The organism is Bradyrhizobium dasycarpum (assembly GCF_042019905.1).
Classification (GTDB): domain Bacteria; phylum Pseudomonadota; class Alphaproteobacteria; order Rhizobiales; family Xanthobacteraceae; genus Bradyrhizobium; species Bradyrhizobium japonicum_B.
In genome coordinates this window covers 2,822,329-2,840,582 of the sequence record NZ_CP169574.1, presented here as the reverse complement: position 1 = coordinate 2,840,582, position 18,254 = coordinate 2,822,329, and the positions used below count along the sequence as shown (strand labels likewise).

Sequence of the window (18,254 nt, the reverse complement as noted above, 5' to 3'; positions counted from 1 at the left end):
TGGCGCGATGCTGAACTTCGTCGTTCGGCGGCTGCTTGCCATGCTGCCGGTGCTGCTCGCCGTCTCGCTGCTGACGTTCCTGATTGCCTCGCTGCTGCCGGGCGATCTCGCTCTCGTCATCCTCGGCGATCAGGCGACGCCGGAGAACGTGGCGGCGCTGCGCCGCGACATGGGGCTCGACCAGCCGCTGTGGTGGCGCTATCTCAGCTGGCTCGGCCAGGTCCTGCAGGGCGATCTCGGCCGTTCGTTCCGCACCGGGCAGACGGTGTTGCAGGCGGTCGCCGAGCGCATTCCGGTCTCGCTGCAATTGATGCTGATGGCCGAGTTCCTCGGCCTCCTGATCGGCGTTCCCGTCGCGATCGCCTGTGCCGCGCGTGCCGGCGGCGCGTTCGACCGCTTCATGACCGGCAGCGCGTTCGCGATGCTGTCGATGCCCTCCTTCCTGGTGGCGATCCTGCTGATCTATCTGTTCGCGGTCGAGCTGCACTGGCTGCCGGCGACCGGCTATGTGCCGTTCACCGAGGCGCCGCTCGGCAATCTGCGCTTCTTCGTGCTGCCGGCGCTGACGCTCGCCCTCGCCGAATGGCCCGGAATCATGCGGGTGCTGCGTTCCGACATGATCGCGACCCTGCAGGAGGACTATATCGCGCTCGCCAAGGCAAAAGGCCTCAAGCCCGCGCGCATCCTGTTCGTGCATGCGCTGAAGCCGTCGTCGCTGACCCTGGTGACGGTGACCGGCATCAATATCGGCCGTCTGCTCGGCGGCACGCTGATCGTGGAGTCGATCTTCGCGCTGCCCGGCATCGGCCGCCTCCTGGTCGGCGCGATCTATACCCGCGACCTCGTCATCCTCCAGGGCGTGGTGCTGCTGGTCGCCTGCGGCTTCGTCATCGTGAATTTCATCGTCGACATGCTCTACGCCGTGCTCGACCCCAGGATCCGCCATGGCCACGCTTGAGCTCTCGCTGCAGGACGAGGCGGCGCCCGTGCCGGTCGGCCGCCAGCGCAAGCTCGGCCTGCTGTTCTGGATCGCGAGCAGCTGGCTTGCGATCATCCTCGCGCTCGCAATCCTCGCGCCGGTGCTGCCGCTGCAGAATCCCGTCGACATGGACATGCTGGAGCGCCGCGCCGCGTTCTCTTCCGAGCACTGGCTGGGGACCGACGGGCTCGGCCGCGACGAGCTCGCCCGCCTGATTTTCGGCGCGCGGACCTCGCTGACGGTCGGGCTGATCGCACCGATGATCGGTCTTGCCATCGGCGGCGCGCTCGGCCTGCTCGCCGGCTATTTCCGCGGCCGGTTCGAGATCATCGTGGTCGGCAGCATGGACGTGCTGCTGGCCTTTCCGCCGCTGATCTTCGCACTTGCCGTGACCGCCTATCTCGGCCAGTCCGTCCCCAACCTCACCGTGATCCTCGGCGTGCTCGGCATTCCCGCCTTCATGCGCGTGGCGCGGGCGGCGACGCTGACGCTGGCGCGGCGGGAATTCGTGATCGCCGCCGAGGCGCTCGGCGCCAGCCATGCGCGCATCCTGCTGCGCGAGTTGCTGCCGAACGTGATCCTGCCGCTGCTCGCCTTCTTCCTGCTCGGCGTCGCCGTCACCATCGTGGTCGAGGGGGCGCTGTCCTTCCTCGGCCTCGGCGTGCCGCCGCCGATGGCGAGCTGGGGCAGCATGATCGGGGAAGGGCGCGACAGCCTCGACGTCGCGCCGCGGCTGGCGTTCCTGCCGGCGACCGGACTTTTCGTGACCGTGCTGGCCTTCAATCTGGTCGGCGACACCTTGCGGGCGCTGACCGATCCGCGCCAGGGGGGCGCTGTGAGCGCCCCGCTATTGACCATCGCGGACGTCACGGTCGAGCTGCCGACGCCGCGCGGCAATTTGCGCGCGGTGGATCATGTCGATCTGTCGCTGCAGGCAGGCCGCACGCTCGGCATCGTCGGCGAATCCGGGTGCGGCAAGACCATGCTGTCGCGCGCGGTGCTTCAGCTGCTGCCGAAGAAAGCAAAGCTCACGGGCCGCGTAATGTTCGACGGCCAGGATCTGGTGCGGCTCGCGCCGGAAAGCCTGCGGCGCCTGCGCGGCCGCGATCTCGCGGTCGTATTCCAGGATCCCATGACCTCGCTCAATCCGGTGCTCACGATCGGCACGCAGTTGATGGAGACGATCCAGGAGCATCTCGAACTCGATGCTCCGGCGGCGAAGGCGCGCAGCATCGAGCTCTTGGCCGCCGTCGGCATTCCCGCGCCGGAGCAGCGGCTTGGGCAATATCCGCATCAATGTTCCGGCGGCATGCGCCAGCGCATCGCGATTGCGATCGCGCTGTCCTGCGAGCCGAAGCTCTTGATCGCGGACGAGCCGACCACCGCGCTCGACGTCACCATCCAGGCGCAGATCCTCGATTTGCTCGCGCGCGAGCAGCGCCGCCGGCACATGGCGATGATCATCATCACCCACGATCTCGGCGTCGTCGCCGGCCGTGCCGACGAGGTCGCGGTGATGTATGCGGGCAGGGTGGTGGAGCGCGCGCCGACCTCGGCGTTGTTCAAGCGCATGCACATGCCCTACACAGAGGCGTTGCTGGCAGCGATTCCCAAGCTGGATGCCGCGCCGCATACGCCGCTGCCGGCCATCTCCGGCCGACCGCCCGATCCGACGCGGCCGCTGCGTGGCTGCTCCTTCGCGCCGCGCTGCCGTTATGCCACCGGCCGCTGTCGTGAGGCCAAGCCTGCGCTGGCAAGCGCCGAGATGCCTGATCATCTCTATGCGTGCTTCCACCCGATCCAGATGGCGGAGGGAATTGGCGCATGATGCAGCTTGCCGTGCGCGCCGAGCCGCTTCTGAACGTCGACAATCTCGTCGTCGAATATGGCCTCGGCAACAAGACCGTGCATGCCGTCTCCGGCGTCAGTTTTCAGGTCGCGCGCGGCGAGACGCTGGGGCTGGTCGGCGAATCCGGCTGCGGCAAGTCGACGCTGGGGCGCGCGGTGCTGCAATTGCGCCGCGCCAGATCCGGCCGCGTGCAGTTCGACGGCGAGGATCTCACCGCGATGGAGGGCGAGGCGCTGCGCAGGATGCGCCGCCGCGTGCAGCTGATCTTCCAGGACCCGATCGCCTCCTCAACCCGCGCCGCCGGATCGGCGACATCGTGGCCGAGCCGCTGATCATCGCCGGCGTCAAGGATGCGGCCGAGCGCAGGCGGCGCGTCCACGAGGTGCTGTCGGCGGTCGGGCTTGATCCTGACCTCGTCACAGGGCGCCTGCCGCACGAGTTCTCCGGCGGCCAGTGCCAGCGCATCTGCATCGCGCGGTCGCTCGTGCTCAATCCCGAGTTCATCGTCTGCGACGAACCGGTCTCGGCGCTCGACGTCTCGATCCGCGCGCAGATCCTCAACCTGCTGGAGGAGATGAAGGCGCGCTTCGGCCTGACGCTGCTGTTCATCGCGCATGATCTTGCTGTGGTCAAAGCGGTCAGCGACCGCGTCGCAGTGATGTATCTCGGCCGGCTTTGCGAGGTCGGCCCTGCCGAGCAATTGTTCGCGAGGCCGGCACATCCCTATACGGAGCTGTTGCTGCAGGCGATCCCGGTGCCCGATCCGGACGTTCGTCCCGTCGAGAGCGTAGCGGGCGGCGAGCCGCCATCGCCGATTGCGCCGCCGTCCGGGTGCCGCTTCCGCACCCGCTGCCCGCGGGCCGATCAGCGATGCAGCGCGGAGATACCGGAGTTGCGTGAAGTCGCACCCGGCCAGTTCGCGGCTTGCCATCATCCGCTGGCTTGAACTAAGACCGGTTTGTCTCGCCTTGCCGGCCATGGCATGGTGGCGCGGCGACAAGAAGCATGCGGGAGGACGTCGATGAAGAGTTACAAGGTTGCCGATTTCAAGGCGCCGCTGCAGGAGTTCGACGAAGCGACGCCGCAGCCGTCGGGCACGCAGGTGCTGATCAAGGTGAAGGCGGCCGGCGTCTGCCACAGCGATCTCCACATCTGGGAAGGCGGTTACGATCTCGGCCACGGCCGCAAGCCGCTGTCGCTGAAGGACCGCGGCATCAGCCTGCCGCTGACCATGGGCCACGAGACCGTCGGTGAGATCCTGGCGTTCGGCCCCGACGTGAAGCCGACCGACCAGGGCGAGCTGAAGATCGGCGACGTCGGGCTGGTCTATCCCTGGATCGGCTGCGGCAAGTGCGCCACCTGCCTTGCCGGTGACGAGAACATGTGCCTGACGCCGCGCTCGCTCGGCGTCTATTGCGACGGCGGCTATTCCGATCACATGCTGGTGCCACATCCGCGCTATCTGCTCAATCTGCGAGGGCTCGATCCGGCGACGACCGCGCCCTATGCCTGCTCGGGCGTCACCACCTACAGCGCGCTGAAGAAGGTCGAGCAGCATTTCGACACGCCGATCGTGATGTTCGGCGCGGGCGGTCTTGGCCTGATGGCGCTGTCGCTGTTGAAGGCGATGGGCGGCAAGGGCGCGATCATGGTCGATATCGACGCCAGGAAGCGCGAGGCGGCGGAGAAGGCCGGCGCGCTCGCCACCGTCGATCCCAAGGCACCAGATGCGCTGGAGCAGCTTGCCAGGAAAGCGGGCGGGCCGATCCGCGCCGTGATCGACCTCGTCGGCAATGCAGCCACGACGCAGCTCGGTTTCGATTGCCTCACCAAGGGCGGCAAGCTCGTCATCGTCGGCCTGTTCGGTGGCGGCGCGACCTGGGCACTGCCGCTCATTCCGATCAAGGCGATCACGATCCAGGGCAGCTACGTCGGCAACTTGCGCGAAACGCAGGAGCTGCTTGATCTGGTGCGGACCAAGAAGGTGCCGCCGATCCCGGTCACGACGGCCCCGCTCGCCAAGGCCAACGACGCGCTGCTGCAATTGCAGCAGGGCGCGGTGGTCGGGCGCACGGTGCTGACGCCGTAATCCATCTGTCATTCCGGGGCGGTCCGTAAGGACCGAACTACGGTGCGCAATTGCGCACCTGAGAATCTCGAGATCCCGGGTTCGGCTCTTCGAGCCGCCCCGGGATGACGCGTCCTACAGGAACCCCCATGTCCGCAAATAACGCCTTCCACATTGCCGTGCTCGCCGGGGACGGCATCGGTCCCGAAGTCATGGCGCCCGCACTCGAGGTGCTGCGCAAGGTCGGCGAGAAAGCGGGCCTCGGCTTCCGTTTCACCGAGGCACCGGCCGGGGCGACCAATTATCTGGCGACCGGCAAGTCGATGCCGGATTCGACGATCAAGCTGTGCGAGGAGGCGGATGCGATCCTGCTCGGGGCCTGTGGCCTGCCGTCGGTGCGCTATCCCGACAATACCGAGATCGCGCCGCAGATCGAACTGCGCTTCATCTTCGATCTCTATGCCGGGGTGCGGCCCGCGCGCCTCATTCCGGGCGTGCCGAGCCCGATCGTCGGCGCCGACCAGCGCGGCATCGATCTCGTCGTGATCCGCAGATCCACGGAGGGGCTGTTCGCTTCGATGGGAAAGGGCGTCGTCACCCACGAGGACGCGCGTGAGACCATGGTGATCACGCGCCGGACCTCCGAGCGCCTGTTCGAGTTTTCGTTTCGCCTGGCCGAGCGGCGCAAGGCGCGCGGCAAGCCGGGGATGCTCACTTGCGTCGACAAGGCGAATGTGTTCAAGGCGTTTGCATTCTTCCGCGGCATCTTCGATGAGATCGCGAAGAAGCATCCCGAGGTGAAGACCGACCGCCTCTATGTCGATGCCTGCTCGGCGATGCTGGTGAAGCGCCCCTGGGATTTCGACGTGATGGTGATGGAGAACATGTTCGGCGACATCGTCTCCGACATCACAGCCAGCCTGATCGGCGGCCTCGGCATGGCGCCGTCTGCCGATATCGGCGACAAATACGCGGTTTTCCAGCCCTGTCATGGCACCGCGCCCGATATCATGGGGCAGGGCAAGGCCAATCCCACCGGCATGATCCTGTCGGCGGCGATGATGCTGGACTGGCTCGCCGACAAGCACGGCGTCGAGAGCGCCGCGGAAGCGGGCGAGACGATCGAGCGGGCGGTGGATCAGGTCTATGCCGGCGGCATCAAGCCGATGGAATTTGGCGGCAGCAACGGCACCGCCGACATCACCAGGGCGTTGCTCGCGGCGCTGTAATTAAAAAGGGGCCCGCGGGCCCCTTCGTTCACCAGCGGCGCCAGTGGTGGTGATGACGCCAGCCCCACGGACGCGGGCCGTAGAAGCGCGGGCCGCCATAGTAGCCGTAGGCGCGGTAGTAGTTCGGGCGCCACCAGCAGCGGCCCCAGGGGTTACAGACCCAACGCACCTGATCGACGTCGGCGGCCGGGCCCTTTGCAATCTGGTTCGCCTGCGGAATGCCGTTCGGCATGGCCGCGAGGGCCGGTCCCGAAGCGAGCGCCACACCGCCGATGGCAGCCAGACCGAGCACAGCAAGTTTGAATGTCATCGCAACCTCCCTCATTGATGGCGGGAGAACTATCGCGCGATCAACTGGTTGCTGCCGCAGCAAGCTGCACGAGGAATTTAATCTTCCTGAATAGAGGTTCAGCTACCTGCCCTGGAACCGCGGTTTGCGTTTCTCCATGAAGGCCTGCCGGCCCTCACGGAAATCCGCGCTGTCCATGCAGGCATGGCCGATCGCCTTGATGGCGTCCATGTCGCGCTGGCTTTCGTCCTTCAGCACCTGCGCGATCGTGATCTTCGCGGCCTTGATCGCGAGCGGAGCGTTCTCGGAGATGGCATGCGCGATCGCCATCGTCTCACCCCACAGCTCATCGATCGGGAACAGGCGCTCGACGAGGCCGATCCGCAGGGCCTCCGCGGACTCGATGCGCATGCCCGTGTACATCAGCAGCCGGGCCCAGGACGGCCCGACCAGCGATACCAGATGCTTCAGGCCGTCATAACCATAGGCGATGCCGAGCCGCGCCGCGGGAATGCCGAATTGGCTGCCGTGTGCGGCGAGGCGGATATCGGCGAGCATCGCGACCTGCATGCCGCCGCCGAGACAGAAGCCCTCGATGCAGGCGATGGTCGGCTTGGGAAAGTCGGCGAGCAACGCGCGCTGGGCCGCGCTGCGCTTGGCGTATTGCTCGGACGCCGCCGCATTGTGGCGGGTCTTCTCGAACTGGCTGATGTCGGCCCCGGAGACGAAGGCCTTGCCGCCGGCGCCGCGCAGGATCACGACGCGCACCGTCTCGTCGTCGCGCAGGGCCGTCAGTGCCTCGCCAAATCCCTCCCACATCTCCAGCGACATCGCGTTGCGCTTGTCGGGATTGTTGAAGGTGATCACGCCGACGCCGTCAATGACGCGCTTGAGGATCTTGCCGTCGGCGTAGGATTTCTCATCGGAAGTGTCGGGCATCGCGCGCTCGCTTGTCATTGACAAGGTGCAATGTGCTGCGAGGGCATCGCCGCGGTCAACGGCAACAGGCGAGGCCGCCTGCATCCGCCTGTGCCGCCATTGCATGGCGGCGGTGCCGCTGCGCCGGCAAGACAGGACGAGCGACACGGAATCTGACAACAAAAGGGGCAGTCAGATCGCCCCGGAAGCGAAGGCCGCGCGCGGAAAGCGCGCGGGCCAAGACGGACGCAAGGACATGCGATCCGGATCCCGTTCAATCCGGCCGCGCCCCGTGACGCGGCGGATTGAAGATCGGCCGTGAAGGCCGATCGTCGGTCGATCTCAGCTTTCGTTCGCCGCGATCGATTCCATCAGCGAGACCAGCTGACGCTGCACCGTCTGGTCCTTGATCTTGCTGTAGGCACGCAGCAGGCGCAGGCTGAAGGCCGAATCGAGGAAGAGCAGGCTCTCGACTTCGCGCGCCTTGTTGTCGCCGTCGTAGAAGAAGGTCACGGGCACGTCGAGCGCGGAGGCGATCTGCTGAAGGCGAGCTGCGCCCACGCGATTGACGCCCTTCTCGTACTTCTGGACCTGCTGGAAGCTGACGCCGAGCTTCTCGCCGAGCTCGGCCTGCGAGATCTTCATCTCGACGCGCCGCAGGCGGATCCGCTTGCCAAGCTCGATGTCCGGCTTGCCGGCACTACGCTGCTTCATTCTCTTTGCCGCTGCTTTCATCTTCGTTCTCACCTTTGTTCTTCGGTTGAAAATCCCCCGAAGAGCTGGGTCAGGGGTTCGCCCATGTACGAGTCCTTGAATTCATGCGGGTGCACGAACTCTTCCTTAAACCACGGGAAACGAGCTGGACTGAAAGCTTCGATCAGCCAGTCGATCATGTGCCGCACGCGCGGAATACGGCCGCTACCGGGATGGTAGGACAGCCAGATATCCAGCGGTCGGTTCAGCTCGACCTCCAGTGGAATCAATTTCCCGCCAAGCGCAATGGCGTAGCTGGGGAAGACGCCGATGCCGGCGCCATTCGCGACCGCCCAATAGTTGGCGCTTCGAGACATTGGTCTTCATGACCAGAAGGTCCCGTTCCGAAACGCCCGGGAAGAAGCTTTCGAAAGATTCCTTGGCGGCGAGCTGGTCGGCGAATTGCAGCACCAGGCGATGCTTGATCAGTTCCGCGGCCGAACGCGGCGCGCCATGCTTTGCGATGTATTTCTCCGAGGCCCAGAACATCAGGTGCATGCGGCCGAGCCGCACCAGCTTGATGTCGAGGGCCGAGGGACGGGACAGATGGATGGCGACGTCGGCCTCATGGCGCGAGACATCGGCCGAGCGCATCGCGCAATGCAGGTCGACCAGGATCTTCGGATAGGCCTGCTGAAACTCGACCAGGCGCGGGGCGAGCCAGAACGTGCCGAGCCCCTCGGTGACGGCGACCCGGACCTCCCCGGACAGCGCGTTGGCCATCGAATCGCTGGCCCGCAGCACGTCGAAGGTGGCAGCCTCCATGCGCTCGACGGCGGAGACCACCAGCGCACCTTCATCGGTCAGATGGGTGCCGTGGACGTCGCGGGTGAACAGCGTGGTGCCGGTCTGGCGTTCGAAATCGTCGATCCGCCGGCGCACCGCGTTGATCGACAGCGACAGGCGTTCGGCCGCCGACCGGAAACTTCCGCATCGGACGACTTCGAGAAATATGCGGGCCGCATCCCAATCCGAGAGGCCGCTGAGATTTGTTTTTGGGCGTTCCGCCAGAGGAACGCCCCTTTCCGCCAAGGAGTGCATACAAGTCCCTTCGGACAGCTAAACTGGCAGAATCTGGCGCAAACCACAACCACTGCGGGTTGGGGGATGATAAGTTTTGAACTGTCATCCTTACTATCTAGGTGGGTGGTATTTAGATGCTGGCATGGGCCGGGAATCGGGTGAATTTGTCGCCTGAACGAGGGGTGTGGGCGTGAGTTCCGTTGCGAGCCGTGAAATGGCTGCGGGATTGCAGGCGCTGTCCGCAACGACGGTCTTTGCGCCCAAGCCGGCGCCCTCTCCTTCGATGGATCAATTGCAGCGCGCCAGGCGTTCGCTTCCGGACTACTTCGAACATCGCCAACAGAACAGCGCGGCGAGGTTGGCCGGAATTGCAGTTCCACAACAGAAACCCTCTGAAATCAGGTTCGGAGGGGCAGCGGCCTCATGCTATCCTCGATATTCCAGGGAAGCCGAGGGGATCGTCACAATCACGTCTCGCAGGCCGAATTAACGGAAAGAACGCCGGTGTCGCATTCAGACGAACAATTGCAGTCGGTGCTGGAAACGCTCGAGGGATGCCGCAAGGTGCTCAATGCGTGCAACAGCCGGGAGTCGGCCGATCTGCTGTCCATCGTCATCCTCGACGTCAGGATGAAGCTCAAAGGAATAGACAGTGCCGATCTCAAGGCATTGTGCGATGAAATGCTGCGGAGCGCTGCGAGCGAGCCGCCGCCCCCTTCCAAGCAGACGCAGGACCAGCCCCGGCGTCCGCTGCTCCGCGTGGTGAAGTAGCCGCGCCGCCGAACCTCGCTTTTTGGCGAGATTTGTGCGCGTCTCGATGCCGCACCTGTGATCGCAGACGGCATCGGGCGGAGCCCTGGTTTCGTGCGCCTCTGTTGCGCATTCTCCGGCATCGGCTACACCAGAGCCGGTTCGGCTCCGGCCGGGCGCATTTCCCGCGCGCCGTACCGGTACCTGAGATGGCTCAGACGGCATCATGCAAAATGTTTCGATCCCGGCGGCTCTGATTGCCGGCCTCGTCAGCTTCCTTTCACCTTGCGTCCTGCCGCTGGTCCCGCCCTATCTGATCTACCTCACGGGCGCCACGATCGAGCATGTCGAGAGCGACGAGCCGGCGGAGGCCTCCAAGCGCGCCATCCTGTTGTCGGCGCTGCTGTTCGTGCTGGGATTCTCCACGATATTCGTCGCGCTCGGCGCCAGCGCCTCGCTGATCGGCGGGCTGATTCGGGCTTGGTCGGCGGAGCTGTCGATCCTCGCCGGCATCGTCATCATGGTCATGGGCCTGCACTTCCTCGGGCTGACGCGCATCGGCCTGTTGATGCGCGAGGGACGGCTGCCGATCCCGAAGCCGGTCGGCCTCTGGGGCGCCTATATCATGGGCCTCGCCTTCGCCTTCGGCTGGACGCCCTGTATCGGCCCGATCCTCGCCGCGATCCTGTCGATCGCCGCGGCTGAAACCACGGTAATGAAGGGCGCGGGTCTGCTCGCGGTCTATTCCGCGGGCCTCGGTATTCCCTTCCTGATCGCCGCCCTGATGATCGAGCAGTTCTCGGCACTGTTCGCGCGCATGAAGGGCCACCTCGTCAATGTCGAACGCGCCATGGGCATCCTGATGGTGATCACCGGCATCGGCTTTCTCACCGGCGCGGTCTCGAATGTGAGCATCTGGCTGCTGGAGACCTTTCCGGTACTGCAGACGATCGGCTAGCTGCCCCGCGGGAACCGGGTTTTTACGGATGAAGATGTAGAGGAACCGTCGAAACCCGTCAGGCATGCTGTCACGGAACGACGATTCCAAACCTTTCCGGTCCCGAGGCGTTGCATCCGGGGACAACTTGCATGGTGGAGATCACGTGACCAAGACACTGCGCTTAGAACCCTTGTCGGACAACGCGGCGTTGGTTGCCTGGCAGTTTTTGGGGCAGCCGTTGCAGGAATGGCCGAGCTGGGTTCAGTCGAATTGCTCGCTGCAGAAGGATGCCGACGGAAAATTCGAGCTTCGGCACGAGCGGCGCAGCGGCACTCAGATCGTCTATCTCGGCGAGTGGCTGGTGAGAGATCTTGATGGCGGCGTAGACTTCTACACGGACGCCGAGATCTGGTCGCGGTTCGCTGCCAAGCGCTGAAGCGCTGAGAGATTGAGCCGGCGCGTCGAGTCGCGCCTTAGTCTTTCTTGCTCGAGCTCCGGGCGATCAAAAGCCTGTGTGGCTGGTGGGGCAAAAAGCCTCGCGTAGGACCCACCCACACAATGCAATCTGTAGTAATATTTCATTGTACTACACCCTGAGGGGCAATTCTTCTGAACCTATACTGAAACGAGCATTTGGACCAATCGACATCTTCGGCGCCCCTCTCCCCCTAAAGCATTTTGAGCAGGAGCAAGCGATGGGAACCGACGTGAATGTTCATCCCGGTCACGGCAAGGCCGGACGTCAACCGACGCGACAATTTCTCGATACGCTTTCCGGACACGAAGATCCGGGCATGTTTGGGCGGATGTTTCCGACCCTGGAGCTGTTGGCGGTGGACGATGGTCCGCTGCGCGAGCTCGCCGACGCGATGAAGGACCCCAACCCCGGCGACGCCGCGGAAACAATCTCAACGTGCCGGCGGGCTTCACCTATCTCGGCCAGTTCGTCGATCACGACATCACGCTCGATCTGACCTCCTTCGGCGAGAAGGAAGCCGATCCGATGGCGGTCACGAATTTTCGCACGCCGGCACTCGATCTCGACAGCATCTATGGTCTCGGCCCCGACGGCAGCCGCCATCTGTACGCGCGCAATTCGGCGAGCGACAGCGGCAAGACTCCGGGTCCCAAGCTCCTGATCGGCAAGACCGTCAACGTCGATGACATCACCGGGGATCATCGCAACGACCTGCCGCGCAATCCCGAGGGGTTTGCCCTGATCGGCGATCACCGCAACGACGAGAATTTGCTCGTCGCGCAGACCCACCTTGCGATGCTGAAGTTCCACAACAAGGTCTGCGATCAGCTCGCGGCGTCGGGCAAGCCAGCGGGCGAGATCTTCGAGGAAGCGCGCCGGATCGTGACCTGGCACTATCAATGGATGGTCCTGCACGATTTCGTCGAGCGGATCACCGAGAAGGGGATCGTGGCGAAGATTCTCGAGCAGGGGCGGCGCTTCTACCGCTTCAAGAAGACGCCCTACATGCCCGTCGAGTTTTCAGGCGCCGTCTACCGTCTCGGCCACAGCATGGTTCGTCAAGCCTACAGCCACAACAGGATCTTCACATTCGGACCAGGCAACATCCCGGCGACCCTCGACCTGCTGTTCAGGTTCACCGGGCTGTCGGGAGGGATCATTGGAGATCTCGCGCCCAATCCGATCCAGCCGCCGCTCCCTCTTCCGGTGCTTTCGAGCAATTGGATCATCGACTGGCGGCGTTACTTTCAGGTGCTGCCGAACAATCCTGCGGGCGTGACGCTCAATCCCTCGCGCAAGATCGATCCGTTCGTCGTGCCGCAGCTCCACACCTTGCCGGGCGACGGCGGCAGCCTGCCGTTCCGCAATCTCAAACGCGGCGTGTTGCTGGGACTGCCGTCCGGACAGGACGTCGCCAAGGCCATGAAGATCAAGAATCCACTGTCCCCGGAAGAAATCTCGAAGGGGAGCGACGGTGCTGTGGCGAAGAAGCATGGTCTGCACCAGCACACCCCGCTCTGGTACTACATCCTCAAGGAGGCGGAGCAGCGGGGCGGCGGCGAAAGGCTCGGACCGGTCGGCGCGACGCTGCTCGCCGAGGTCTTCGTCGGCCTCGTCCATGGTGATCACCAGTCGTACCTATGGCTCAAGGGCAAGAGCTGGAAGCCGACGCTTCCATCGCAAGTGCACGGCGAATTCACGATGGCCGATCTCTTGCGTTTCGTCGGGGATATCAGCCCGATCGACGGCATCTCGACCGTCTAGTCTTGGTCCCCGCCGGCGTTGCAGGCGATGGGGTAGACCGGCGCGCACGGCGCGCCGGTCTGGACGGTTGCAACAAGGCTCACGGCTTGAACACGTAGCCCGGCTTGATCGCTGCCGTCTCCGGGATCGGCGGCAGATCGGCGAACAGCTCGGGACGGTCCTTCATGACCTTGAGAATGTGCTTCGGCTCGATATGCGCATTGACGTCGAAGGTCGATTTGAGGATTCCGAGACGGGCGAGCCGGTCCTCGGCGCTCCACAGCGCGCGGTAATTGTTCGCCGACAGCCGGCGGTCCGCCTGCTGGATGTTGAACTGCATCGCGGTCTCGGCGACCTCCTGCTTCAGTCCCGGAATCCAGCGCGTGGCAACTTGCGCCGCCTGTTTCGGATTCTTGCGCATCCATTGGTCGGCCTCGGAGACGGCCGCGAGGAATTTCTCGATGGTCTCGCCGTTGGCCTGCACCCACGGGCGAAGCGCCACATTGAAGCCGATATAGGAGATCACATCGCCGCCCCTGATGATCTCGACCGCGCCCGGCACGTCCTTGCCGGCGACGATCGGCCAGGGATCCCAGCCCGAGAACGCATCGATACCTTTGGCGAGCAGGGCGACCGTCATGTCCGGGGGCGGCGTGTTGACCAATGTCACGTCGTCGGGTTTCAGCCCGGCCTTCTCCAGCGTCGCCAGGATATAGAGATGGTTGATCGTGCCGAAGGATGCCGCGATTTTCTTGCCCTTCAGCGTCGACAGGTCGCCCTTGACGATGCCCGAGCCTTCGCGCGCGATGATCGCCATGGTCGCGTCGGACCCGGCCTTGGTGGCGTTGCCGCTGTAATTGCCGAGTGCGACGAGGTCCATGCCGCGCAGCACGGCACCGATCATGGGCACGCCGACCTGCACGATCTCGCTCTCGCCCGCCTGCAGCGCGTTCAGCGCGTCGACGCCGGTGGCGTAGGGGCGCGCGATCGTGACGTCGAGCCCGTACTTCTCGAAGAAGCCGCGCTCGAGTGCGATCGGCAGGCCGATCTGGTCGATGCCGGTGACCATGCCGGCCTTCAGTTTCGTCAGGTTCTGGGCGCTCGCCGGCACCATGCCGGCGAGAAGCGCTAGTCCAAGCAGCACGAGTCGTTTCATAGTCTCAGCCTCCCTCTTTTATCGGCCCCACCGCTGTTACCCAGTAGGGCCGGGCGACGGCGTTGAGGTCCGTTCTTTTGACGCCACGCAGTTCGATCGAATGCTCGTCGGTGCCCGACACGCGTCCGTATTGCTGGAACGCGAGCACATGGAAGCGCTCCGGCGTGAACGGCAGCTCGATCTGGACATTCACCTTTTCCGATGTGCCTTTGAGCTCCGGCGCGATCTTGCCCGGGGCTGCGATCGTCAGCCAGAGCTGAAACAGCGCCCAGGCCGCGACGGCGCCGAGCACGACGCGTGCCTTGGTCGAGCGCAAGACATCGGAGGCGATGCTCATGCCGCACGCACCATCTGCAGCACCCGCGCGGACAGCTGCTTGAAGTGGTCGTCCTTGACGAGGTCGTCCCAGACGCGCGGACGAGGAAGGTCGACAGCGATCTGGTCGAGCACGCGCCCCTTCGACAGCACGACCACGCGGTTGGCGAGAAAGACCGCTTCAGCCACGTCATGGGTGATGAAGATCACCGTCGGCTTGCGCTCCTGCCAGATGCGGGTCAGCTCCTCCTGGAGGGTCATGCGCGTCTGCGCATCGACGCTGGCGAACGGCTCGTCCATCAGCAGGACGTCGGGATTGTTGGCGAGTGCGCGCACCACGCCGACGCGCTGCTGCATGCCGCCGGAGAGCTCGTTGGGATAACGGTGCGCCGCGTGCGAGAGCCCGGCTAGCGCGAGATATTCGCGCGCGATGCGGTCGCGCTCGGCCTTCGGCACACCACGCATCTTCGGCCCGAAGCCGACATTGTCGAGCACCGTCTTCCAGGGAAACAGCGCGAACGACTGGAACACGACGCCGCGCTCGGGGCCGGGCCCGTGCACCGGCTTGCCGTCGAGCAGGATGTCGCCCTTCGAATAGGGAATGAAGCCGGCGATCATGTTCAGGATCGTCGTCTTGCCGCAGCCGGAAGGGCCGACCACCGAGATGAACTCGCCGGGCTCGACGTCGAGCGAGACGTCGTGGACGGCGGTGACGTGTGCGCCCGCATAGGGGTCGAAATAGGTCTTGCCGAGATTGCGCAGTGAGAGCGTCTTCATGATGTCACCAATCCCCAACGCTGGCCGGTCGCGCGCTCGAGCGGCGCGAGGATCCAGGCGTCCACGATGTACCAGAGCAATCCGAGAATGATCATGCCGAGGATGATCTCGACGGTAGAGCCGGCGCGGCGGGCGTCGAACATCATGAAGCCGATGCCGGAGGTGCCGACGATCATCTCGACGGCGATCAGTGCGCGCCAGCCATAGCCGAGCCCGTTGCGCAGGCCGGTGATGATGTTCGGCAGCGCGCCCGGCAGCGTCACCTCCCACAGCACGCGCGCACGCGAGGCCCCGAGGCTCAGGGCAGCACGCGCGAGGTCCCGCGGAACGGATTCGACGCCGAGCACGGTGTTGAGCACGACCGGGAACAACACGGTGTAGACGATGACGAAGGTCATCGTCGTCAATCCGAAGCCGAACCAGATCAGCAGGATCGGCAGCCAGGCGATGTCGCCGATGGCCTGGAAGAACAGCAGCACCGGCCAGCAGATGCGATGCGCCCAGCGGCTGGTGCCGATCAGGATGCCCAGGGGAATGCCGAGCGCTATGCCGGCCGCGGCGCCGGTCGCGAGCCGGATCAGGCTGTCCTGGAGATAGTCAGGCAGGATGCCCTTGTAGGTCAGCGTGAAGAACGCACGTACGACGTCGGCCGGTCCCGGAAAGAACGCGCGCGGAAACAGACCGGCCTCGCTCACCGCGGTCCACAGCGCCAGCACCGGGATGAACGGAATGATCGCGGCGAGCCCCGGCCAGCGCTGGGTCAGGCGGGTATAGCCCGCCCAGATTTGCAGCATCAGATTCATGCGCGCCTCACCATGCCCCAGCGCTCGATGGTCGCGCGCTCGAGCGGAACCAGCAGCAGACGATCGATCAGAAGCCAGAGAACGCCGATCACGATCATGCCGAACACGATCACCTCGGTGCGGTAGAAGTCGCGTGCGACGAACAGCATGTAGCCGAGCCCGACATTGGTCGCGATCATCTCGGCGGCGATCAGGCCGCGCCAGGCAAAGCCAAGGCCCGTGCGGATGCCGGTGACGATGTTGGGGAGCGCGCCCGGCAGCAGCACCTCGGTCAGCAGCGCCCAGCGGCCGGCGCCGAGCGAGGCGGCAGCGTTGCGCAGCGTGTGCGGAATGGTCCTGACGCCGAGCAGGGTGTTGTAGGCGACGACAAAGAACACGGCATTGAAGATCACGAAAACGATCGCGCCAAAACCGTAGCCGAACCACAGCGTCGCGATCGGGATCCAGGCAATGCCGGCGAGCACCGAGAAGAAGCGGAACAGCGGCGTCAGGAAGGACGCGACCGTCGGGCTCACGCCCATGGCGATGCCGAGCGGCACGGCGGTGGCGATGCCGATCAGCGTGCCCAAGGCGACGCGCAGGAGGCTTGCGCCGACATGGGCGAACAACGTGCCGTCGCGGATCGAGATCCAGCGCGGCGGTGCCGACCGCGCCGACGGAGGGAAACACGCGCGGATTGACGTTGAAGAGCGGGACGACGGCGGCCCAGATCGCGACCAGGGCAAGCAGCGGCGCGACAAACATCGCGATTCCCGCCAGCGAATTGACGCTGCGGATCAGCCGCGACGATCGACCTTTCAGACTGCCCGTCACCTGCATCTGGCCTCCCTGACGTTCAGCTATGCCCGTTCCGGCATTTCGCGCTGATTACTCCACGGTCCTGCAACAGATCCCGGGCGAAGCAAGGCTACGGCCCGAGCCCTCGTGTTACGGGTCATGACGTCTTCTCTTGCGCTTGAGGGGCGACGTCCTCGTCACGCGCACGTCCGATCCGCCCACTCTCCGTGTCGCCGCAGCGATGACCGTCTTCCGGTTCGACAGCTTCAATCGGGTGTAGCCAAGCAGCCGCTCCATCGCGGCGCGTGCTTTCTCCGGGTTGCCGCTCTCGATGGCCCGCGCCGCCGCCGCGTGGTTCGGCAGATTGTCCTTGAACCAGCCGCCGGGGCCCTCGACGGCGACGGTGAATACGGTGCTCAGAATGGTATCGATCGCGCCGCGAAAGCCCTGAAGCACCGGATTGTGGGTCGCATCCAGGATGGCAAGATGAAAAGCCTTGTCGGCTGCGAGAGCGCTGGCCTGGTCTCTTGCCGTCTGCATCGCAGCCAGAGCCGTGTCGATCCGCCAGCGATCGTTCCTGGTCGCACGTTCGGCGGCGAGCGCTGCGGCGGCCGGCTCGATGATCGAGCGCACCTCCTGGATTGCCAGCAGAAGGTCGCGATCCGGCTCGTCCTGGCCGACGAGCCAGCTCAGCACGTCGCGGTCGAGCAGGCTCCATTCGTGGCGCGGCAGCACGTGCGTGCCGTGGCGCGGCCGCACGCTGACGAGACCCTTCGCAGCAAGCGTCTTGATGGCCTCGCGTACCACGCCGCGTCCGACGCCGAACCGGGTTTCGAGCTCAGGCTCGGGCGGCAGAGTCGTCCCTACGGGAATGAGATCCTGAGCGATCTCGCGGCCGAGCGTCGTCAGCACGGCACGAATGCGGCCGGGCTTGATCGGCTTGTCGACGGGGCTCGGGCGCGCCTCTTGCCACTCTTATGTTCTCCCGCCCCGGCCGGTCTCAGCCGGTTCATTTATTTTTGGCTGCCACGCCCGGCAGCGGCACAATCATCCGATGTTTAACATCGGATGATTGCGTGAAGGCAAGCTGAATTGTCGCAGGGATCGCTGTGTTGCGCTGCGATATGCAATGGGGCGACGTCCAGCGTGCAGATGAGCGGTGGCAGATGTCGGTGTCCGTCGTCGCCGCTGAAAACAGCTGGCGGCCGGATCTATCGGCCAGCAGCAGGATGCTGGCATCCCCATGGCGCTGAGCCATTGCACAATTGTCATGGGCCAGAGATGAAAGCTGCAGTGCAATAGATGGCGTGTCGGCCGTTCCTGCGTCGAACTGTATCAGCGGCAGGCTTATCAGCGTCCGGCCGGGGCATCCGAATTGGGCTTCCGTGCCGCCATGGATTTTCATAC

At 64.9% G+C, this 18,254-nt stretch carries 20 protein-coding genes and 2 pseudogenes; 11 read left to right on the top strand and 11 right to left on the bottom strand.

From position 1 onward, the window contains the following. Positions 1-7: 7 nt before the first annotated feature. The 5 genes and pseudogenes from ACETMP_RS13825 to ACETMP_RS13805 all read left to right on the top strand — a co-directional run bounded on the left by ACETMP_RS13825 (position 8) and on the right by ACETMP_RS13805 (position 6,125). Entirely contained in the window at positions 8-958 is a 951-nt protein-coding gene (locus ACETMP_RS13825; RefSeq protein WP_375161357.1) for an ABC transporter permease, read from the top strand. Further along, on the top strand, positions 945-2,807 hold the full coding sequence (locus ACETMP_RS13820) for a dipeptide/oligopeptide/nickel ABC transporter permease/ATP-binding protein (RefSeq protein ID WP_375161356.1): 1,863 nt from the start codon (positions 945-947) through the stop codon (positions 2,805-2,807). Before ACETMP_RS13825 ends, ACETMP_RS13820 begins: the two co-directional genes overlap by 14 nt. After that, positions 2,804-3,774: pseudogene (locus ACETMP_RS13815) on the top strand (ABC transporter ATP-binding protein). The gene ACETMP_RS13820 and the pseudogene ACETMP_RS13815 overlap by 4 nt, the downstream one beginning before the upstream one ends. 75 nt (positions 3,775-3,849) lie before the next feature. Continuing rightward, positions 3,850-4,917 (top strand): alcohol dehydrogenase, encoded by a 1,068-nt coding sequence (locus ACETMP_RS13810; protein ID WP_028135134.1) that lies wholly within the window; start codon positions 3,850-3,852, stop codon positions 4,915-4,917. Between the two features lie 128 nt (positions 4,918-5,045). Beyond that, entirely contained in the window at positions 5,046-6,125 is a 1,080-nt protein-coding gene (locus tag ACETMP_RS13805; RefSeq protein WP_375161355.1) for an isocitrate/isopropylmalate dehydrogenase family protein, read from the top strand. A gap of 28 nt (positions 6,126-6,153) precedes the next feature. Here the strand turns inward: ACETMP_RS13805 and ACETMP_RS13800 are convergent, their stop codons facing one another. The 4 genes and pseudogenes from ACETMP_RS13800 to ACETMP_RS13785 form a co-directional block, all read right to left on the bottom strand. Beyond that, positions 6,154-6,435 carry a hypothetical protein gene (locus ACETMP_RS13800; protein WP_375161354.1) on the bottom strand — a complete coding sequence of 94 codons (282 nt, stop codon included), beginning with the start codon at positions 6,433-6,435 and terminating at the stop codon, positions 6,154-6,156. A gap of 102 nt (positions 6,436-6,537) precedes the next feature. Then, the gene (locus ACETMP_RS13795; RefSeq protein WP_375161353.1) at positions 6,538-7,353 is read right to left on the bottom strand and encodes an enoyl-CoA hydratase; all 816 of its coding nucleotides are present in this window, start codon (positions 7,351-7,353) and stop codon (positions 6,538-6,540) included. A gap of 321 nt (positions 7,354-7,674) precedes the next feature. Next, the gene (locus tag ACETMP_RS13790; protein WP_020608151.1) at positions 7,675-8,046 is read right to left on the bottom strand and encodes a helix-turn-helix domain-containing protein; all 372 of its coding nucleotides are present in this window, start codon (positions 8,044-8,046) and stop codon (positions 7,675-7,677) included. A 29-nt stretch (positions 8,047-8,075) separates the two neighbouring features. Continuing rightward, positions 8,076-9,126, bottom strand: a pseudogene (locus ACETMP_RS13785) (LysR family transcriptional regulator). A gap of 486 nt (positions 9,127-9,612) precedes the next feature. Here ACETMP_RS13785 and ACETMP_RS13780 point away from each other — a divergent pair. The 5 genes from ACETMP_RS13780 (at position 9,613) to ACETMP_RS13760 (ending at position 13,040) form a co-directional block, all read left to right on the top strand. Beyond that, a complete protein-coding gene (locus ACETMP_RS13780) occupies positions 9,613-9,879 on the top strand; it encodes a hypothetical protein (RefSeq protein ID WP_375161903.1) in 267 nt (88 codons plus the stop codon). A gap of 205 nt (positions 9,880-10,084) precedes the next feature. Continuing rightward, positions 10,085-10,816, top strand: coding sequence for a cytochrome c biogenesis CcdA family protein (locus ACETMP_RS13775; RefSeq protein ID WP_375161352.1), 732 nt, complete (start codon positions 10,085-10,087; stop codon positions 10,814-10,816). A gap of 145 nt (positions 10,817-10,961) precedes the next feature. Then, entirely contained in the window at positions 10,962-11,234 is a 273-nt protein-coding gene (locus ACETMP_RS13770) for a hypothetical protein (protein WP_036025895.1), read from the top strand. 259 nt (positions 11,235-11,493) lie between these two features. After that, entirely contained in the window at positions 11,494-11,772 is a 279-nt protein-coding gene (locus ACETMP_RS13765) for a hypothetical protein (protein ID WP_375161351.1), read from the top strand. After that, entirely contained in the window at positions 11,712-13,040 is a 1,329-nt protein-coding gene (locus tag ACETMP_RS13760) for a heme peroxidase family protein (RefSeq protein WP_375161350.1), read from the top strand. Before ACETMP_RS13765 ends, ACETMP_RS13760 begins: the two co-directional genes overlap by 61 nt. Positions 13,041-13,119: 79 nt before the next feature. On the opposite strand, the gene ACETMP_RS13755 is transcribed toward ACETMP_RS13760, so the two are convergent. From ACETMP_RS13755 to ACETMP_RS13735, 5 genes are read right to left on the bottom strand one after another with little or no spacing between them, the layout of a single operon-like run. Then, positions 13,120-14,175 carry an ABC transporter substrate-binding protein gene (locus ACETMP_RS13755; RefSeq protein WP_375161349.1) on the bottom strand — a complete coding sequence of 352 codons (1,056 nt, stop codon included), beginning with the start codon at positions 14,173-14,175 and terminating at the stop codon, positions 13,120-13,122. A 4-nt stretch (positions 14,176-14,179) separates the two neighbouring features. Beyond that, positions 14,180-14,512: a hypothetical protein gene (locus ACETMP_RS13750; protein ID WP_028135144.1), complete on the bottom strand. Its 333-nt coding sequence runs from the start codon at positions 14,510-14,512 to the stop codon at positions 14,180-14,182. Then, the gene (locus ACETMP_RS13745) at positions 14,509-15,267 is read right to left on the bottom strand and encodes an ABC transporter ATP-binding protein (protein WP_375161348.1); all 759 of its coding nucleotides are present in this window, start codon (positions 15,265-15,267) and stop codon (positions 14,509-14,511) included. Before ACETMP_RS13745 ends, ACETMP_RS13750 begins: the two co-directional genes overlap by 4 nt. Next, positions 15,264-16,070 carry an ABC transporter permease gene (locus tag ACETMP_RS13740; protein ID WP_375161347.1) on the bottom strand — a complete coding sequence of 269 codons (807 nt, stop codon included), beginning with the start codon at positions 16,068-16,070 and terminating at the stop codon, positions 15,264-15,266. The genes ACETMP_RS13745 and ACETMP_RS13740 overlap by 4 nt, the downstream gene beginning before the upstream one ends. Next, positions 16,067-16,639, bottom strand: coding sequence for an ABC transporter permease (locus ACETMP_RS13735; RefSeq protein WP_375161346.1), 573 nt, complete (start codon positions 16,637-16,639; stop codon positions 16,067-16,069). Before ACETMP_RS13735 ends, ACETMP_RS13740 begins: the two co-directional genes overlap by 4 nt. On the opposite strand from ACETMP_RS13735, the gene ACETMP_RS13730 reads away from it, so the two are divergent. Further along, on the top strand, positions 16,620-16,937 hold the full coding sequence (locus ACETMP_RS13730) for a hypothetical protein (protein WP_375161345.1): 318 nt from the start codon (positions 16,620-16,622) through the stop codon (positions 16,935-16,937). The two genes, ACETMP_RS13735 and ACETMP_RS13730, sit on opposite strands and share 20 nt — an antisense overlap. Before the next feature lie 60 nt (positions 16,938-16,997). On the opposite strand, the gene ACETMP_RS13725 is transcribed toward ACETMP_RS13730, so the two are convergent. Next, the gene (locus ACETMP_RS13725) at positions 16,998-17,759 is read right to left on the bottom strand and encodes a FadR/GntR family transcriptional regulator (RefSeq protein ID WP_375161344.1); all 762 of its coding nucleotides are present in this window, start codon (positions 17,757-17,759) and stop codon (positions 16,998-17,000) included. A gap of 97 nt (positions 17,760-17,856) precedes the next feature. After that, positions 17,857-18,252: a hypothetical protein gene (locus tag ACETMP_RS13720; RefSeq protein ID WP_375161343.1), complete on the bottom strand. Its 396-nt coding sequence runs from the start codon at positions 18,250-18,252 to the stop codon at positions 17,857-17,859. Positions 18,253-18,254 lie beyond the last annotated feature (2 nt).